General features: G+C 54.5%; 11 protein-coding genes and 5 pseudogenes. 7 read left to right on the top strand and 9 right to left on the bottom strand.

Annotation, left to right across the window (positions count from 1 at the left end):
* Positions 1 to 27: 27 nt before the first annotated feature.
* Entirely contained in the window at positions 28 to 2,601 is a 2,574-nt protein-coding gene (locus tag ACWFUC_RS20235; RefSeq protein WP_489637311.1) for an EAL domain-containing protein, read from the top strand.
* Between the two features lie 123 nt (positions 2,602 to 2,724).
* Positions 2,725 to 2,835: pseudogene (locus ACWFUC_RS20230) on the top strand (VOC family protein); the annotation flags it as partial.
* A 50-nt stretch (positions 2,836 to 2,885) separates the two neighbouring features.
* Here ACWFUC_RS20230 and ACWFUC_RS20225 read toward each other — a convergent pair.
* Positions 2,886 to 4,133 (bottom strand): hypothetical protein, encoded by a 1,248-nt coding sequence (locus ACWFUC_RS20225; RefSeq protein ID WP_489623104.1) that lies wholly within the window; start codon positions 4,131 to 4,133, stop codon positions 2,886 to 2,888.
* A 470-nt stretch (positions 4,134 to 4,603) separates the two neighbouring features.
* Between ACWFUC_RS20225 and ACWFUC_RS20220 the strand changes: the two genes are divergently transcribed.
* Entirely contained in the window at positions 4,604 to 5,803 is a 1,200-nt protein-coding gene (locus tag ACWFUC_RS20220; RefSeq protein WP_489637310.1) for a tyrosine-type recombinase/integrase, read from the top strand.
* A 154-nt stretch (positions 5,804 to 5,957) separates the two neighbouring features.
* Positions 5,958 to 6,306, top strand: a pseudogene (locus tag ACWFUC_RS20215) (LysR substrate-binding domain-containing protein); the annotation flags it as partial.
* 203 nt (positions 6,307 to 6,509) lie between these two features.
* On the opposite strand, the gene ACWFUC_RS20210 reads toward ACWFUC_RS20215, so the two are convergent.
* The 6 genes and pseudogenes from ACWFUC_RS20210 to ACWFUC_RS20185 form a co-directional block, all read right to left on the bottom strand.
* A complete protein-coding gene (locus ACWFUC_RS20210; RefSeq protein WP_252695101.1) occupies positions 6,510 to 6,635 on the bottom strand; it encodes an ATP-binding protein in 126 nt (41 codons plus the stop codon).
* Positions 6,636 to 6,804: 169 nt separating this feature from the next.
* Positions 6,805 to 7,266: pseudogene (locus ACWFUC_RS20205) on the bottom strand (ATP-binding protein); the annotation flags it as partial.
* A gap of 41 nt (positions 7,267 to 7,307) precedes the next feature.
* A protein-coding gene (locus tag ACWFUC_RS20200; RefSeq protein ID WP_489637309.1) for an IS3 family transposase occupies positions 7,308 to 8,395 on the bottom strand; the annotation gives its coding sequence in 2 pieces (ribosomal slippage) (positions 7,308 to 8,143 and positions 8,143 to 8,395; 1,089 coding nt in all).
* A gap of 61 nt (positions 8,396 to 8,456) precedes the next feature.
* Positions 8,457 to 8,786, bottom strand: a pseudogene (locus tag ACWFUC_RS20195) (ATP-binding protein); the annotation flags it as partial.
* Complete coding sequence (istA, locus tag ACWFUC_RS20190; protein WP_489637308.1) at positions 8,770 to 10,302, bottom strand: IS21 family transposase; 1,533 nt, start codon at positions 10,300 to 10,302, stop codon at positions 8,770 to 8,772. The pseudogene ACWFUC_RS20195 and the gene istA, both read right to left, overlap by 17 nt.
* Before the next feature lie 639 nt (positions 10,303 to 10,941).
* On the bottom strand, positions 10,942 to 11,742 hold the full coding sequence (locus ACWFUC_RS20185; protein WP_489637307.1) for an NAD(P)H-dependent oxidoreductase: 801 nt from the start codon (positions 11,740 to 11,742) through the stop codon (positions 10,942 to 10,944).
* Between the two features lie 239 nt (positions 11,743 to 11,981).
* On the opposite strand from ACWFUC_RS20185, the gene ACWFUC_RS20180 reads away from it, so the two are divergent.
* The gene (locus ACWFUC_RS20180; protein ID WP_489637306.1) at positions 11,982 to 12,194 is read left to right on the top strand and encodes a winged helix-turn-helix transcriptional regulator; all 213 of its coding nucleotides are present in this window, start codon (positions 11,982 to 11,984) and stop codon (positions 12,192 to 12,194) included.
* 511 nt (positions 12,195 to 12,705) lie between these two features.
* Here the strand turns inward: ACWFUC_RS20180 and ACWFUC_RS20175 are convergent.
* Entirely contained in the window at positions 12,706 to 12,906 is a 201-nt protein-coding gene (locus ACWFUC_RS20175; protein WP_489637626.1) for a LysR substrate-binding domain-containing protein, read from the bottom strand.
* A 27-nt stretch (positions 12,907 to 12,933) separates the two neighbouring features.
* Positions 12,934 to 13,217, bottom strand: a pseudogene (locus ACWFUC_RS20170) (penicillin-binding transpeptidase domain-containing protein); the annotation flags it as partial.
* Positions 13,218 to 13,447: 230 nt separating this feature from the next.
* Between ACWFUC_RS20170 and ACWFUC_RS20165 the strand changes: the two are divergent.
* Both ACWFUC_RS20165 and ACWFUC_RS20160 read left to right on the top strand, forming a co-directional pair.
* Positions 13,448 to 15,052, top strand: coding sequence for a hypothetical protein (locus ACWFUC_RS20165; RefSeq protein WP_489637305.1), 1,605 nt, complete (start codon positions 13,448 to 13,450; stop codon positions 15,050 to 15,052).
* Positions 15,053 to 15,174: 122 nt separating this feature from the next.
* Entirely contained in the window at positions 15,175 to 15,390 is a 216-nt protein-coding gene (locus ACWFUC_RS20160) for a helix-turn-helix transcriptional regulator (protein ID WP_489637304.1), read from the top strand.
* Positions 15,391 to 15,395 lie beyond the last annotated feature (5 nt).

Here is a 15,395-nt window from a genome sequence, read left to right as displayed (position 1 = left end):
ACGCGCAACAGCGGCGGGGAAGGGGAAATGCGATTTCTCAACAAACATCACCAGTGGAAGATCGGGCAGCTCATCGCGGGCGCGCTGATCTGTTTCCTGGGCTGCCTGGCGGCGTTCGGCGCGGCCGGTTTTTTCTGGCTGCAGCATGACCTGGAAGAGAAGATCGTGCAGCCGCTGCTGGAGCGCGAACTCAATCGCGTGCTGGAGGGCTTCCGCTCCGAGTACCTGGCGGGCGGGGTGTTCATCAAGCAGATGCAGGGCCTGATGCTGGAATCCTCGATCCCCTTGCATGGCGATCTGCGTTCGCTGGCCCGCTTCATCGAGTCATTGGCGCGCCGCGAGAATGCCGAGGAGCCGCGCTTTTCCTACATCCAGTTCGGCAACAACCGTGGCCAGCTGATTGCTGTCAATCTCAAGGGCTACGGCAGCCTCGACTACTACCTGCAGGATGACGCCCATCCCGGCCTGCAACACTTCGACCAGCGCCCCGACGGCGAGCACCTTGCGCCGTTGTCCGTCACGCCCGACTACGACGCCCGCCAGCGTCCCTGGTATGTGAATGCCACCGCCGAATGTCCACAGGTCTCCGCGATCTACTTCAGCATGGGAGCCGATGCGCAGTGGAATGCGTCCATGACTTGTCCCGTCAATCGCTCGCCGGAAGATCAAGGCGTGATTGCCGTCGATCTCTCGCAGGCGCGGCTGCAGCATCTGCTGGATGCGGCAGTCCAGCAGTCGCTGGTGGCGGGGGTCTTCATCGTCGATGACAATGAACGTGTATTGCTGCAATCGGACCGCCTCAGTGCCGCCGACAAGCGCTTCCTGATCGACCAGCCGCCGGGCAGCCGCGCGCGTTTTACCGAACTGGCCATTGCGCGCCTGGCGGACCGTTCGCGCATGGTCAATCTCAAGACCGATGCCAACGGCAAGTTCCTGATTTACCAGCAGCCGCTGTCGAAGATCGACGGCGCACCCGCTGAACTGGCCGGTTACCGGGTGCTGGTGATTTCGTCCCGCTCCGAACTGCTGTCGGTGTTCGATGGCATCTTCTGGATCAGTTGGGTCGCACTCGCGGTCATGCTGGTCGGCGGCCTGGTGCTGATCCGCCTGTATCGCGGCAGCATCACTTCGCCGCTGATGCGTCTGCGCCATCAGGCCGAGCAGGTGGCTTTTCGCGAGGCCAGTGGAACGCATCGCTTCGATCTGCTCTATCCCAAAGGCTGGGCCATCGAGGAAATCGTCTCGGTGCAGGATGCCGTCGAGCGCATGGCCGGCAATCTCTACAGGCTGTATCACGAACTGCGCGACAAGGTCGACCGCGATCAGGAAAGCGGCCTCCTGAGCCTGATCGGCGCAGCCGAGCGGCTGGAGCAGAGCGCGTGGGAACAGGCCACGGTCTGCATGGTGGAGATCAACAACTATGTGGTCCTGGCCGATACGCTCAACAAGGTCGCGCTGCGTCACCTGTGGCAGAGCCTGTGCCAGCAGGTGTCTCCTGTGTGGGGTGACTTTGCCGCCCAGCGGCTGGTCCGCTGCCGCTACAGCGAAAGCCGCATCGCCGTGGTGATGCTGGGTGCGCCTGTCGACCATGAAGACATGCTCATGCGCCTGCGCAGCAAGTCCGAACTGGTGCTGTCGACCGGTGGGGCGGAAGAGGTGCGCGTATTCCTGAGTTTTGGCGTGAGTATTTGCGAACAGCGCAGCAAGGCCGCCATGGAAAAGAGCCTGGCCAATGCCGCCATTGCATTGCGCCAGGCGCAGCAGCCGGGCGGTGGCGGTTACTGCGTGTTCCAGCCGGCCATGCTGGCGCGCGAAGAACGGGTGCAGGCGCTGTTGGCGGCCATGGATGCCGCCACGCTGGAGGCTGAGTTCAGCATGGTCTACCAGCCCATCTGCGATCTGCGCAGCGGGGCGCTGCACGGCGTGGAGGCACTGATGCGCTGGCACTCGCCGGCCTTCGGCGCGGTCTCGCCAGCCGAATTCATTCCGCTGGCCGAACGCAGCGAGCGTATTTCGCAGCTGGGTGCGCTGGCCTTCCGCAAGGTGGCGGCCGATGTGGCGCAGTGGCAGGCGCTGGGCATCCTGCCGGAAGGATTCACGGCGCACGTGAATGTTTCGGTGCGGCAGGCGATGAACGTGCACTTCTTCGAACAGGTGCGCGACATCGTTCTCAATGCCGGCGTGGCTCCGCCGATGATCACGCTGGAGCTTACCGAGAGTCTGCTCATCGATGACTCGCATCATCTGCAGGCGCAGTTCCGTCAGTTGAGCACGTATGGGTTCGGACTGTGCCTGGATGATTTCGGCACTGGCTATTCCTCCTTGTCGACGCTGCACAATTTTGATTTCAACTGCGTGAAACTGGATCGCTCCTTCATCCTGCGCGTGAGCGAAGAGGGGTGCGCCTCGTCGCTGCTGCCGGCCATCATCGGCATCGCGCGCTCGCAGCAGATGGAGTGCGTGGCCGAAGGCGTGGAGACCGAGGAGCAGGCCGAGCTGCTGCGAGGCATGGGCTGTGCGTTCGTGCAGGGTTATCTGTTTGCGCGGCCGATGGCGGCGCAGGCGCTGGTGGTGTGGATAGGTACTCGGGACCGGGCGTGAACGCCGTTATCCGGTTGAGTCGATTGCCGGAGTATTTCAGCGATCTTTGGCGGCAGGCGGTAGCGGCTGACGTATGACACGCGGCCGCTTTTTTGGCAGGCAAAGGTTCGTCATGTCTTCCTGGGGGATCTGGATCTGTGCTTCATGGCGTCGGTGCCGCTGGCGCAGGTGATCGCGCGTTTGCAGGAGAAGGGCTGGCCGATCATTGAGGGGCCGGTGTTGCGGACGGGGGCGATGCATGGATGAAGTTCGAAACGATCTTGCCCGGCAACGCTGATGCGGCATCATCGTTCAAGCGGATACACACAGTCCGCCCGGCAAGGCTCCAGAAAAGAGGTGCGCACCGACTTGACCAGGCCGATGTAATCCGAGCGTTTGTTCCTCGTGTAGACGATGTGAATGGCCTCGCCATACGGCCTGGGCTCGAGATCCCAAGCCCAGTAAGTCTTGCCGTTCTCCGCCTGGAAGAGGAAGAACTGCCCGGTCTTCGGAAGCTCCACAGGTTGACGCAGCGTTCTGGTCAGCAGCGCACTCTGGCTGCGCAGCACCCTGCTCAGGCGCGCATGCGCCGGTCCGGGCAGAACACGTCGTGCCGCCCTTCCATTTTCGCCCGATTCAGCTTCGCCGCGCAGCGACGCGTCCAGCGCGGGTGGCTCGTCGCCCATAGCCAGAAAATGCCAGTAGATGTATCCGAAGTAATAGCCCTCCCTGCCGAGACGCCATATCGAGGCCGACTCTCCCGTGTTATCAATATCGCCCTCGGCGTCGGCAAAAAATGCGGCCAGACCGGCCGGCCAGAAATACTTGTGCGGCCATTCCGCCGTGACGAATGCGTCATTTGTCTCCTCGCTGCTCATCCGCTTTTGCAAGGCCTTGCAGGCGGGATGCCGACAACGCTGATCAGTCGTGATCACGGTCTTCATGGAGCAGACGGTACGCATCCGATATCGGCCATTCGCCTCTTTCTCGAACTGGTGGATATTGAGCCCCTCGTGGTCACCGTTGACGGTGGAGACGAGGTAATTGATTCCTTCGAAGCGCACGAAATAGGGCGAGAGCAGAACGCCATTGTTGACGCTGCCCTTGTCGATCAGGCGCTGCGATTGACCGTCCTCCTGCTTGCCGAGCTCAAAAAACTGGATGAGGGCAAAGCGTCCTGATCCATTCACGTTCCAGACGTACAACTCATCAACCCCGTCATTATCCGCGTCCACAAGGGCAGCGCCGTTGTCATAGTCGGTCCAGGAGAGCAGATCAATGTCAGAGCGATCGATGAGGGCTTTTTCCACGGCATTGGGTTCACGTGCCGGGTTCGGCAGCGTGGGATGCCGGGGGTCTTTGAGATACGGGGTGAGTGCCGCGCAAAGATTGTCTGCCGATGCGGCCCATGCTGGCGCAGAACTCGCCAAGAGGAAGATCAGGCAGATGATTTTTCTTGTTAGTGAATTCGCTGGTGACATCGGGGCGAGAAACGAGGTGGGATGACGTTGATCAATGGGTGACAGGTTGAACTGTAGCAGCCCGATGTTCACTTGTCGTTACCCGATATCAGGATCGGGAGTGGTATCAAAACTATGGCCTGTTCACATTCAGTCTCCGAAAGCGAGAGCTGGTCAGGTGTGGTCTGTCTAGGCGCGGCCACGCGTCGTAGCGCTGTTGCGGCGACGATCTCCAACAACGGCAGGCGACCCATCCCACGTCTGCATATGAAATGAGCTCTAGAGATATGAACGCGGTATTAAGTACTAAGACGTTTTGAAATTCGGATGAATTTGCCGGCATAAATGGAAACGGGCCCATTCGGGCCCGTTTCCATCATGTCCTGGCGGAGGCTGTGTCCGCTAAGGTTTTGTACGGGGATGTCCAAGGATGTTCTGTAATTGGTTGATTATAAACATTTATGTATCCTCTTGTTGTCCAGGTTTGTCCGAGGATTTCTCTTGAAATCCATTGCTTTATGTGGGCACAATGTGGGCAGACTTTACGTGAGGGGAAGTGAATTGTGCCAAAGCGAGCCAAGGAATTAACTGCGCTAGCCGTTAGTAAGATAAAAGAGCAAGGCCGGCATGCAGTGGGCGGTGTTGATGGGTTGCATTTGCGTGTTTCATCCGGCGCGCGAGCGTGGGTGCTGAGGATTCAAATTGGCGATAAGCGCCGAGATCTAGGGTTGGGAGCATATCCTGCGGTCTCGCTCGCAGAAGCACGAGACCTCGCACGGGACTACCGGAAGAACGTACAAAACGGAATTGATCCGTTGGCTCACAAGCGTCAGCTGAAAATCGCGTTACGCAGCCAGCAGGCTAGCGAAAAAACTTTTAAGCAGTGCGCGGAAGCCTATATTGAAGCTAAATCTGGCGAATGGAAAAATCCGAAGCATCGCCAACAATGGAGTAACACGCTGGCCAGCTACGCCTACCCGTATTTGGGTCAGCTACTTGTCTCAGAGGTCGATTTGCAGCATGTGTTGGAGTGCTTAGAGCCAATCTGGAAGACCAAGAATGAAACAGCAAGTCGATTGCGTGGCCGAATAGAGGCAGTACTAGATTTCGCTACGGTTCGGAAGTATCGATTCGGTGAGAATCCGGCTCGTTGGAAGGGCCACCTAGATACTATATTGCCAGCACCCTCGAAGGTGCAGAACGTGAAGCATCACGCCGCGATGGCGCTGAATGATGTCGCAGAATTTTTCGCAAGGCTGCGCCAAAAAGAAGGTTTGGGCCCAAGAGCTCTGGAGTTCTTGATCCTGACGGCTGCAAGATCAGGTGAAGTTCGTGGCGCTACGTGGGCAGAAATTGATCTAGAGAACCGGGTGTGGATCGTGCCAGCAACTCGCATGAAGGCGAGGGTGGAGCATCGTGTACCGCTCTCAGATGACGCTGTCGAATTGCTCGGAAAGCTACCTCGTTTAGCTGACTCTCTACTGGTCTTTCCTTCGCCGCAAGGCAAGCAACTTTCTGATATGACTTTGACCCAATTGATGCGACGTATGGAGGTTGCCGCCGTTCCCCACGGCTTTCGCTCCACATTTCGAGACTGGGTTGGCGAGCGGACATTCTATCCGCGAGAGCTCGCCGAGCAAGCTCTCGCCCACACGTTGGAAAGCAAGGTCGAGGCAGCTTATCGGCGCGGAGATGCATTAGGTAAGCGACGAGTGATGATGAACGATTGGGCGAACTACCTGAAATTAGTGCCGAATCGCTGAATATGCGCCGTCCGCTCTGTGATGATGACGTGCATTTGAATAGATCCTTCCTCATCTCTTACGAGTAATAAAGCTCCACCTGTGGCGCCGGACACGTCTTCGTCGAGACCGATCGCTTCAAACTGGATGAACCGCACTACAACAACGGCCGCACCGTGCCCCTGAGGTAGGTGAAAGCATGGCCGCGAAGCGGCGTGGAATGTCTCGCTGCTGGTGGCCGTGCCGGCACGCTATCACCTGCTCAAGCACAAGCGGATTCCGTTGGAAGACCTGCTGCAATTCCCGCCGGTGGTGGGTGATCTACAGGCGTGCGAGGGCACGCGCGGCAGATCGAGCGCCTGTTGCGTCGCTCCGAGCGCGAACCCCTGATCGCCGAGCGTGTGGCCTCTTTCGATTTGATGATGGTGGTGGTATCGGCGGGCTTCGCCCTGGGCCTGGCCGGTGCGCCGGACATCGCGGCAAGCCGAGAACTTGGCGTTGTGGCCCGGCCTTTGGCTAGGCGCCTGATGCCACCGAAATTCTGAAGGTGCGCGGTGCATATTTCGGTCACTACTGGACACCTGGTTCAGTCTGAACTGGACACTCAGATCGGAACCAGGTGGACATTGTGACGGAAGTCTGGACAAGCAGCCGGCAACACAAGCATTGAAACGGCCACATGGACAGTTCTTTGGCAACGTGGACTTATTTAGACTTCAGCAAGTGACTACTTGCCGCGCAGTTTTCTCATTGACTCCCCTTTCAGCTGGATCTTGTAAGCCTGATGGACAACACGGTCCAAGACCGCGTCCGCTATTGTCGGGTCCGGGAAGAAACCACGCCAATTTTCCACTGGATACTAGCCGGTGATGAGTACTGATCCCGTACGTGAACGCCTGTCGACCACGTCCAGCAGCACTTGCGCAGCTGCGGGCGTCATCTCTCCCATTCCGAAGAAGTGTGATGTTGCATCGAATACTGACCCGGAATTTGCATCGAATCTTGACCCTCATGAATTTCTATTATTGTGCAGTTGGCCGGTTATTTGATTTTCCTTTTTTGATGTCACGCGTCGAACTATTTTTAAAACGATAGCTGTCATTGCCAGTTTCGACTATGTGGCAGTGATGAGTAAGTCTATCTAGAAGTGCGGTCGTCATCTTAGGGTCGGCGAATACCGATCCCCACTCTCCAAAACCCAAATTAGTAGTGATAACTAGGCTGGTTCGCTCATAGAGCTTACTAATGAGGTGGAATAGTAAAGCACCACCAGCTTGACTAAAGGGAAGATAGCCCAGTTCATCTAATATCACCAAATCGGTATAAAGAAGGCGGTTCGCGAGATGACCAGGGCGGCCTTGCTGTTTCTCCTGCTCAAGAAGATTGACGAGCTCAATCGTGGAGAAGTATCGAACTCTCGCATCATGATGCTCTATTGCCTGAATCCCGAGAGCACTTGCAAGATGAGTCTTTCCGGTTCCTGGGGTAATCCCCCCATTTCTAACGTTTGCCAGAAGTAGAAACGTCAAGCAGCCATGGCCAGCCGCTGTTTCGGGGTAAATCCGCCCAAGGCCATGTTAGGGCGTTCATGGTTGTAGGTCCACATCCAGTTGCTCGCAAATTGCTGAACGTGCTCCAAATCATCCCACTGATACTGAGATAGCCATTCATAGCGCACAGTCCTGTTGAACCGTTCCACATAAGCGTTCTGCTGCGGCTGGCCCGGCTGGATGTACTGCAGCTCAATGCCCGTTTGCTGTGCCCACTGTGTAATTGTGGTACTCAGGTACTCCGGGCCGTTGTCGCATCGAATGGCGCTGGGTTTACCGCGCCATTCGATGATTTGCTTCAGGCTACGAATCACTCGCTCCGATGGTAGCGAGAGATCCACTTCGATGCCCAGTGCCTCTCGATTAAAGTCGTCGATCACATTGAACAAGCGGATGCTTCGCCCATCTGCAAGCTGGTCGTGCATGAAGTCCATCGACCAGGTCTGGTTGCAGCCACTAGGTACAGCAAGCGGCCTAGGTACTTCGCGGACCAACCGCTTGCGCGGTTTGATACGCAGGTTCAACTCCTGTTCGCGATAGATACGGTAGACGCGCTTATGATTCCAGCCAAAGCCACGGACGTTGTGCAGATACAGGAAACACAGACCAAAGCCCCAACTGCGGTGGTTATCGGTCAGTCGGAGCAACCAGTTTGCGATCTCTTCATTCTCTGGCTTACGCTTGCTGATATAGCGATAACAGGTTTCGCTTACCTTAAACGCCTGACAGGCAAGCTTGATCGGCACACCACGTTCTTCAACAACGCGCTTGGCCATCTCGCTGCGACGAGATGGCCTTACCAGTTTTTTTCGAGCGCCTCTGCCACAATCTCGGCCTTGAGCTTTTCCTCGATGTACATTTTGCGCAGCCGGGCGTTCTCCGCTTCGAGCTCCTTCATGCGCGCCATCATCGATACATCCATGCCGCCGTACTTCGAGCGCCATTTATAGAACGTCGCTGTACTGATGCCTAGTTCGCGGCAGATGTCCGGAACACCAAGGCCTGCTTCAACACGCTTGATCGCCTCGATAATCTGGCTGTCTGTGAACTTCGATCTCTTCATTTGTAGAACTCCTCTGTGAGAATATTCTACTTCTGGCGGCGTTGGTTTTAAGGGAGGATTACCCTGGGCCACCAACGAAAACGATGTTTTGCCGTGACTCCAAAAAATTGCAGGTATGGAGTTTTCGGATTAATGCTTCATTAACTTCGCTGACACTAAAATCGAAACCGTTCAGGTCTCGGTAAGCTGGAAACTTAGCTATCTTCATTTGGTAAGCCAGCGATCGAACTTCTCGTTCAGAAATTTCTGCCTTGACCAAATCCGCAAGAAAAGGAAGTGCAGCGTGGAATGCGGGAGATTCTTGCGACGCCAAATCTGCAATGGCATGTGCCATTCCTCGTAGTTTGAGAATGCGAAACATCTCCAAAATTGCCTCAGGCTGCGTCGACATGATCATCCTCCTTCGTTCTCAAGGTATCGTATCTTCCAACGTCGGCTGCAGGCTCTATACTTAGTTGTAGTGCTTGTGGCGCAGTAATCTTCGGGGCTGGAGCTCCATCCAAGAGGCGACTAAGAACGTTAAGCACGATTTGCTTCGAGGGCGCCCCGCTTGCCAACGCCGTTTCAACAGCGGATAAAACAGCTTTCTCATCGTGGAACATAACCAAGGCCAGGATCTCCACCATTTCTCGATCTCCTCCCGGCCTTTTAAGCAAGATTGTTTGCATTTCTTTGAACGCCGGCGGAAGTTCGGAAAATGGCGCACCATTACGCAGAGCGCCGGGCTTTCGCTGTAAGACAGCGAGATAGTGCCTCCAGTCATAAATCGTCTGCCCGGGGCCATGATCACGATTGATAACTCTAACGTGCTCCGCAATCGTTTTCCCCTCGGCTATGAATAGCAACCGGTCTGCATAAATACGCAGACTTACTGGCCGATTCGCGAATGACGAAGGAACGCTGTAGCGGTTGCGATCGAGTGTAACCAGACACGTCGGCGAGACACGCTTTGACTGTTCGACGAAGCCGTCAAACCTTTTCCCCATGGCCAAAAGATGCGGTCGCTCGGCTTCCCATACAGACCACACGCTTTCGTCTAATTCCGGGTGTTTGATTCCCCTCCATAGTCGCTTGCACTCCTCAGCCAACCATTGATTAAGGGAATCCAACGTGGGGAACGATGGTACCTTTTGCCAAATCCGGCTTCTGCTATCCCTGACATTTTTTTCAATCTGCCCCTTTTCCCAGCCGGACGCAGGGTTGCAGAACTCGACGTCAAACAAATAGTGATTGGTCATGGCTAGGAACCGTGCGTTCACATCTCGTTGCTTACCTGTCCGCACTTTATCAACGGCTGTTTTCATGTTGTCGTAAATGCCACGACGGGGCACCCCGCCCAGTACATCAAATGCATGTGCATGTGCATCGAAGAGCATTTCGTGAGTCTGTAGCAGATAGGCCCGGAGGAAGAAGGCTCGGCTATGACTAAGTTTGAATTGCGCAATTTGCAGCTTTGTACGTTCGCCGGCAATGACAGCCCAGTCCTCGCTCCAGTCGAACTGGAAAGCCTCTCCAGGGGCGAACGAAAGCGGAATGTATGTTGATTTGCTCGCAGAATTGACCCTCTCCAATTGACCCACCTTCCACTGCCTTCCAAAGGCAGCCACACGATCGTACGACCCCTCGTATCCCAGTTCTTTCAGCTCCAGGAACATCTGTTTCAGGGTTCGTCTTTGCTTTCGAGATTTGGCTGCTTCAGCGGTTAGCCATGTGGATAGCCGAGGTACGAATTCATCGAGCGAACTTGATGATTGCCTTGTGGGATAGGACGGTTCAACTGCTTCCGATCGAATGTATCGTCGAACCGTGTTGCGGGAAATGTCGAGCCTGCGGGCGATTTCCCGAATTGAGATGCGGTCTCTGATGTACCAGCGTCGAATAATTCCACGTAGGGCCACGTCTATCACTCCGTTCTCCCGCTCGCAGTCATGAGCAGGATTGTGGTCTAAACATGGGTCAACTTAGGGTGCAAATTTCCTGGATAAGTGGGTCAGTTTTCAGTGCAATTCAACATGGGTCAATTGGCATGCAATTGACCCATATGCACCTCACAAGAGCTTACAGGGCAAAGCTTTCCGCGCGGTTTCATGTCTTTCGAATGCAAATGGGATGGCATAGTTGGCAGATGCGATTTGACCCACCAACGTTATTTGGAGGAAGACCACATGTCTGAGAGCCGGTTATTCAATGTTCATATGGATAACGTCTCTTTTTGGCGGAGGCTGTGTAAAAACGTAGAATTTTTGAATTGACGAAAAAAACGACTTCTCAGATCGATCGCTATTCAATTTTCTCGATGATGGGAAGGGTTTCCCTATCTATGATTTTTCGCGAATTTGTGTTTTCACACAGCCTCGGCCGATTGCGGGCATCATGAGCGATAGGCCATCGGTACGAAGTAGTTTTTTGGGTCTTCTGCTGTCCAGGTCGACTGAACTAGAAGCGCCCACGTCGCCGAACTAGGTGTTCACCATCACTGAAATACGCACGCGGCGGCGTGGTGTCATGGGAGATTGGCTGGCGATGCTTGCCACGGCAACGCGGGCCTACAGTTGGCTGATCTCGGCCTGCACAGCAGTATCAGCCACCTCGGCATGACGAATGAACGGACTGTAGACCGGTGCATTCGGCTTCAAAGCCTGGCCGTCAGTGAAATCCTCATTTCGATTGAATGGAACCGAAGGCCAATCTGTCCAGCGGGCCAGCTTTGCCTGATATTCAAGGGACTGTTGTGTCAATTGATCCCGTTGGCGGTTTTCTTCGTCTGCAACCAGCCCTCCCCGAACGCCATAGATTAAATGCGGCTCAAGGACATCAAAGCCGACGTAATGCAACGAGTACATCAATGGCCAGAGCATCAAACGCATGTCGCCGTCACGTCCATTCGCCGCGCAGGCTTGCATCGACGCACCAGCGGTGGAAACGAGCAGTGCTTTTTTCCCTCGCATCGAGCCGTCTTCATGCCGCATATCACTTTTGTACAAGCCGCCGTAGACGAACACACGATCCAACCAACCCTTGAGAATTGCAGGCGCACCGAACCACCAAAAAGGGAAATGGATGACCACGGCATCGGCTCGCGAAAGCAGACTGATATGACGCTCGACTGTGCTGGGTAACCTCTTCATGTCCCAGTGATGGCGCTGCTCCTGCATAGCGTCGAACTTGTCAACATCCTTTCTGGTAGAGTAGTGCCAATCGGCCTCGCGGGGGTCGAAATCTTCACCATACAGATTGATCAAGGTGGCCTCATGGCCTAGATCAAGCCACGTTTGGCGCGTTTTCTCGGCAAGATGGGCATTCAAGGATTGTTTCTCTGGATGTGCTAGAACGATCAGTACATGCATGGCGGGGCTCCTTATGAATATGCCGCAATGCTGTACTCGAACGTTCCTTCTGACAATTACGCACTTTGAGGCAACCACGATGGCTTGTCCGGGCGATGTCTATGCGAGCAACTGCTCTGCGCGCGATGCGCTTGCATTGATCTCGGGGAAATGGGTGATGCTGATCCTACCGGCTCTAGCTGCCCGGCCCATGCGAAACGGGGGAGTTGCTTCGGCGTATCGAAGGCATCTCACAGAAGGTGTTGACCCAGACACTCAGGCAATTAGAACGAAATGGCCTGATCGAGCGATTAGAGGTGGTGGCGAAACCAGCCCATGTCGAGTATCGGCTGACCGCTGTTGCCTGCTCTTTAGTCGACACTCTGGCTGCACTTGATCGGTGGGCAGAACACCATTTTCCAGAGCTGGACGCAGCGCGGGAGCGCTATGACGACGTACATTCGGCCGAGTAGCCAATGCGTCGGTGCTGGCAACGCGGGCGGTGCGCTGTCAGTCGAACCTGTGCAGTAGGACCGTCGATTTCTTGGAAAAACGGCAGCTTGTCTTCAGATCATCCAGGACATTGTTCCCAGCACCGATTGGCAAGCCCAGTCAGAAAGGAAACAAGTTCTCAGCGATGAAGTCCACAAATGCTTTGATTTTCGGAGAGAAGTGACGGCCTGAAGGCCACAGCACATGGAAGACGATGCTTTCGTGGTTGTACTCGTCGAGCACGGTAATTAGCTTGCCGCCTTACAATTGCTGGCGCACTGCAATCTCTGGAAGGCAAGCGATGCCCAGCCCTTGCTCGGCAAAACATAGCTGAGGATCGAGCGTGTTGGTCCCCATGCTGATCGGCAATTCAATCGCCGGTATATCAGTGGTGGGTGTGACAGGCCACGTGTCCAATTTTCCCGTACTTGGGAAGCGATACAGCAAACACGCGTGACTGGTTAGATCGGCAGGCTTGTGCGGAACGCCGGCCTAACTGAAATAGCTTGGTGTGCCGACGATCACTCTGCGGCAGGAGCCAAGACGCCGCGACAGCAATCGGGAATCACTAGGCTCACCGGTGCGAATCACCGCGTCGAAGCCCTCGTCAATGACGTCTGCCAAGCGATCCGAATATTCGAAGTCCAGTTCAATGTCTGGGTAGAGCCGCTTGAACGTAGCAAGCTTCGGCACAAAAAGCGTACCGAGCGACGGCAGGCTTATCCACCGGCTGGCGACGGTAGACTGGCGCCACACATCGCCACCCCAATCGGGATATCCTGGCTGATAGGGCCAGGACGGCGTGTATTCGTCCTGCAGGATGGCGGCGTCAAGCCCATCAAGCTGATGACGATCTTGAACGTCGAGGCTGGCGTGAAGCGCTCGGCGCATTCGCCGCTCCTAAGGACAGGGCCCCGCTCGGACGCATCGGCTACGATCGTGCATATCGTCCGTGCTGAAGCCGCCCTCGAGCAAGCCAGATATATGCACGCAAACTGTTTCAGCGTTACAAAAAGAACTTGCAAAAGGTCTCGGGTCCACGCATGCATTGAAATATGACCCACTGGAGGCAATGTCGATGCGACTCAACCGGCATTGACAGGTTCGACTCAAAGGCTCCTGCAGCTAGTCGAGAATTGCTTCATAGTCCTGTTTGCTTGCATGATGAAAGGTGGCGATTTCGTCCCAATGAAGGGACATGAGCATTCCGTGCCAATCAATAAGTAGACGAAGAATGGAAAAAATACAGATTGAGTTCATGCTGGAAAGTGATCGACTGAAGGCACAAGAGAATATTGATATTTGGTCCACAGACTATTTGCTAAAGAAGGAATTCTCGAAGAGCAGAAATGAAAGAGTATCCTTTTTTTCCCCATGGCCGTTCTATAGAAGTCGGATGTCGGTGCTGATCCGCGAAGGAATGAGTTTTGAACGGCGCAAAGAAATATTTCCTAGCGAGTTTGACCTGGGAAATTTTCGTGACGTCGCCGCTGAAAATCAGTCGTACGCCGCATTATTGAGAGACATAGAGGGTGTCGGAACATCTTCTGAGCGCGGCAAGAAGTTGGAAATGAGGCCTCAAGAAAAATTCGACACCATTGTTGAACGCATTGAGGAATTCACCGGAAGAACCATTGAGCAACATTTTGAGACCGATAAGAGCATTGTTCTCAAAGTCATAAAATTGCTATCGCAATTCTCAACGCAACGATACTCGAGGTTAATGCAACTCCTCGAACCACCAGTGCCGGAAGGTAACTTTTCGCTTTCATTTCGTACTCATTCTCCCTTTGTAGGGAATCAAGAGCAGAGTTGGATGATCGGAGATCTAAAAGCAAGACTTAGTGCAGAGCTCAGCGATGATTTTTTTCTTGGGCTGGAGAATCTAACCTCTGAGGTCTTCGACCGCATCACTGTTCTGGCTCAGGCGGTCTCCGATTTTGCTCTGGCAAGTGGGATGCCGGCCTCTCAGCAACTAGTGATGTACCAGCAACTTGGCTCTCTCATCACCGAATTGGAGATCTTTGACTATGAAGAGCCGGACGCGACCTATAGGCTTCGTTTGGATGAGGAACTGTTCTTCCATATGCACACGCTCGAACATGCGCATTTTGCCGTAGGTTATCGGCGGTTGATTAAGCAGGCAATTCCTCCGGAGGGCATCAAGGCAGTACCACGCGAAGTTGATGCACTGTTGAAGCGCGTTTGGGCAGAAGAAGATGCGGACTCGAATGCACCCGTTTTCCTCTTGATAGACACGGCGGATTTGCTGAGTAGTATTCGCGACGATGTTTTAATTATTGTCAGCAAGACTCTTGGCTTTGACGTAGATAGGAAGAGCTATGCCAAAAATATTATCAAGGCCCAGCACCTTCTGATCAATTTCTATATATCTCGCTCGAAAGGGCTTGCGATTGACTTGAGTAGAACAGCTACCTCCTTTCGGTATTGCATCGCCGCAGTTGCGGCAATCTATTTCACCGCCAAACGGGGAGGTGAGCTACAGCCCTGGTGGTTAGGACGTGAGGGAGCGAAGAGCCCGTTCATCGGCCCGGCCAACAAGAAGACCTGGCTTGAGGTCAAATACGGTAAGGACGATATCTCTGAGGAACACCGGCTCATTTGGGAAAACAGGTTTGAATGGTTTTCTCGCGCCCTTACGGGCAGTTCTGCATTGGTCGAAGCTGAATTGGAATTCAAGGCAATCTTGGTCGACAAAGTATGGCGGCTCTATTCCACGCGGAACATCAACTTCGTTGAACAGGGATTCGAAAACATGGGATATCTTGTCGACGCGTTTTTGCCCTATTTTTTGACTCAAACGCAGCTAAGAGGATAGTTATAAAAGTTTCCATTTTGAAACCTTATAAATTCTCCACTCTGCATGTAAATTTGCTTAGGTCATCCTATTTGTGTCCAACCGGAACTACTTAGGTTGGGGTATACATCTAGGAGAATTTAGTGAACGCAAACAAACCTCTTACCTATCGCGGCGCCCAAGTGGATGCAATGTTGGGCATCAGCAGGTCTACCCGCTACGCCCGTCAAGACCCGAAATCCAAACAATACGATCCGTCCTGGCCCTTACCCGTCAAGCTTTCAGAGCGCTCGAGGGGCTATCTGGTGAGCGAAATTGAGGCATGGCTCGCGGCCCGTCCTCGTACCCGTTCTATCTAAGGAGA

It is taken from the genome of Herbaspirillum sp. Her4 (genome assembly GCF_057961335.1).
This window is presented reverse-complemented; position numbering and strand designations above follow the sequence as displayed.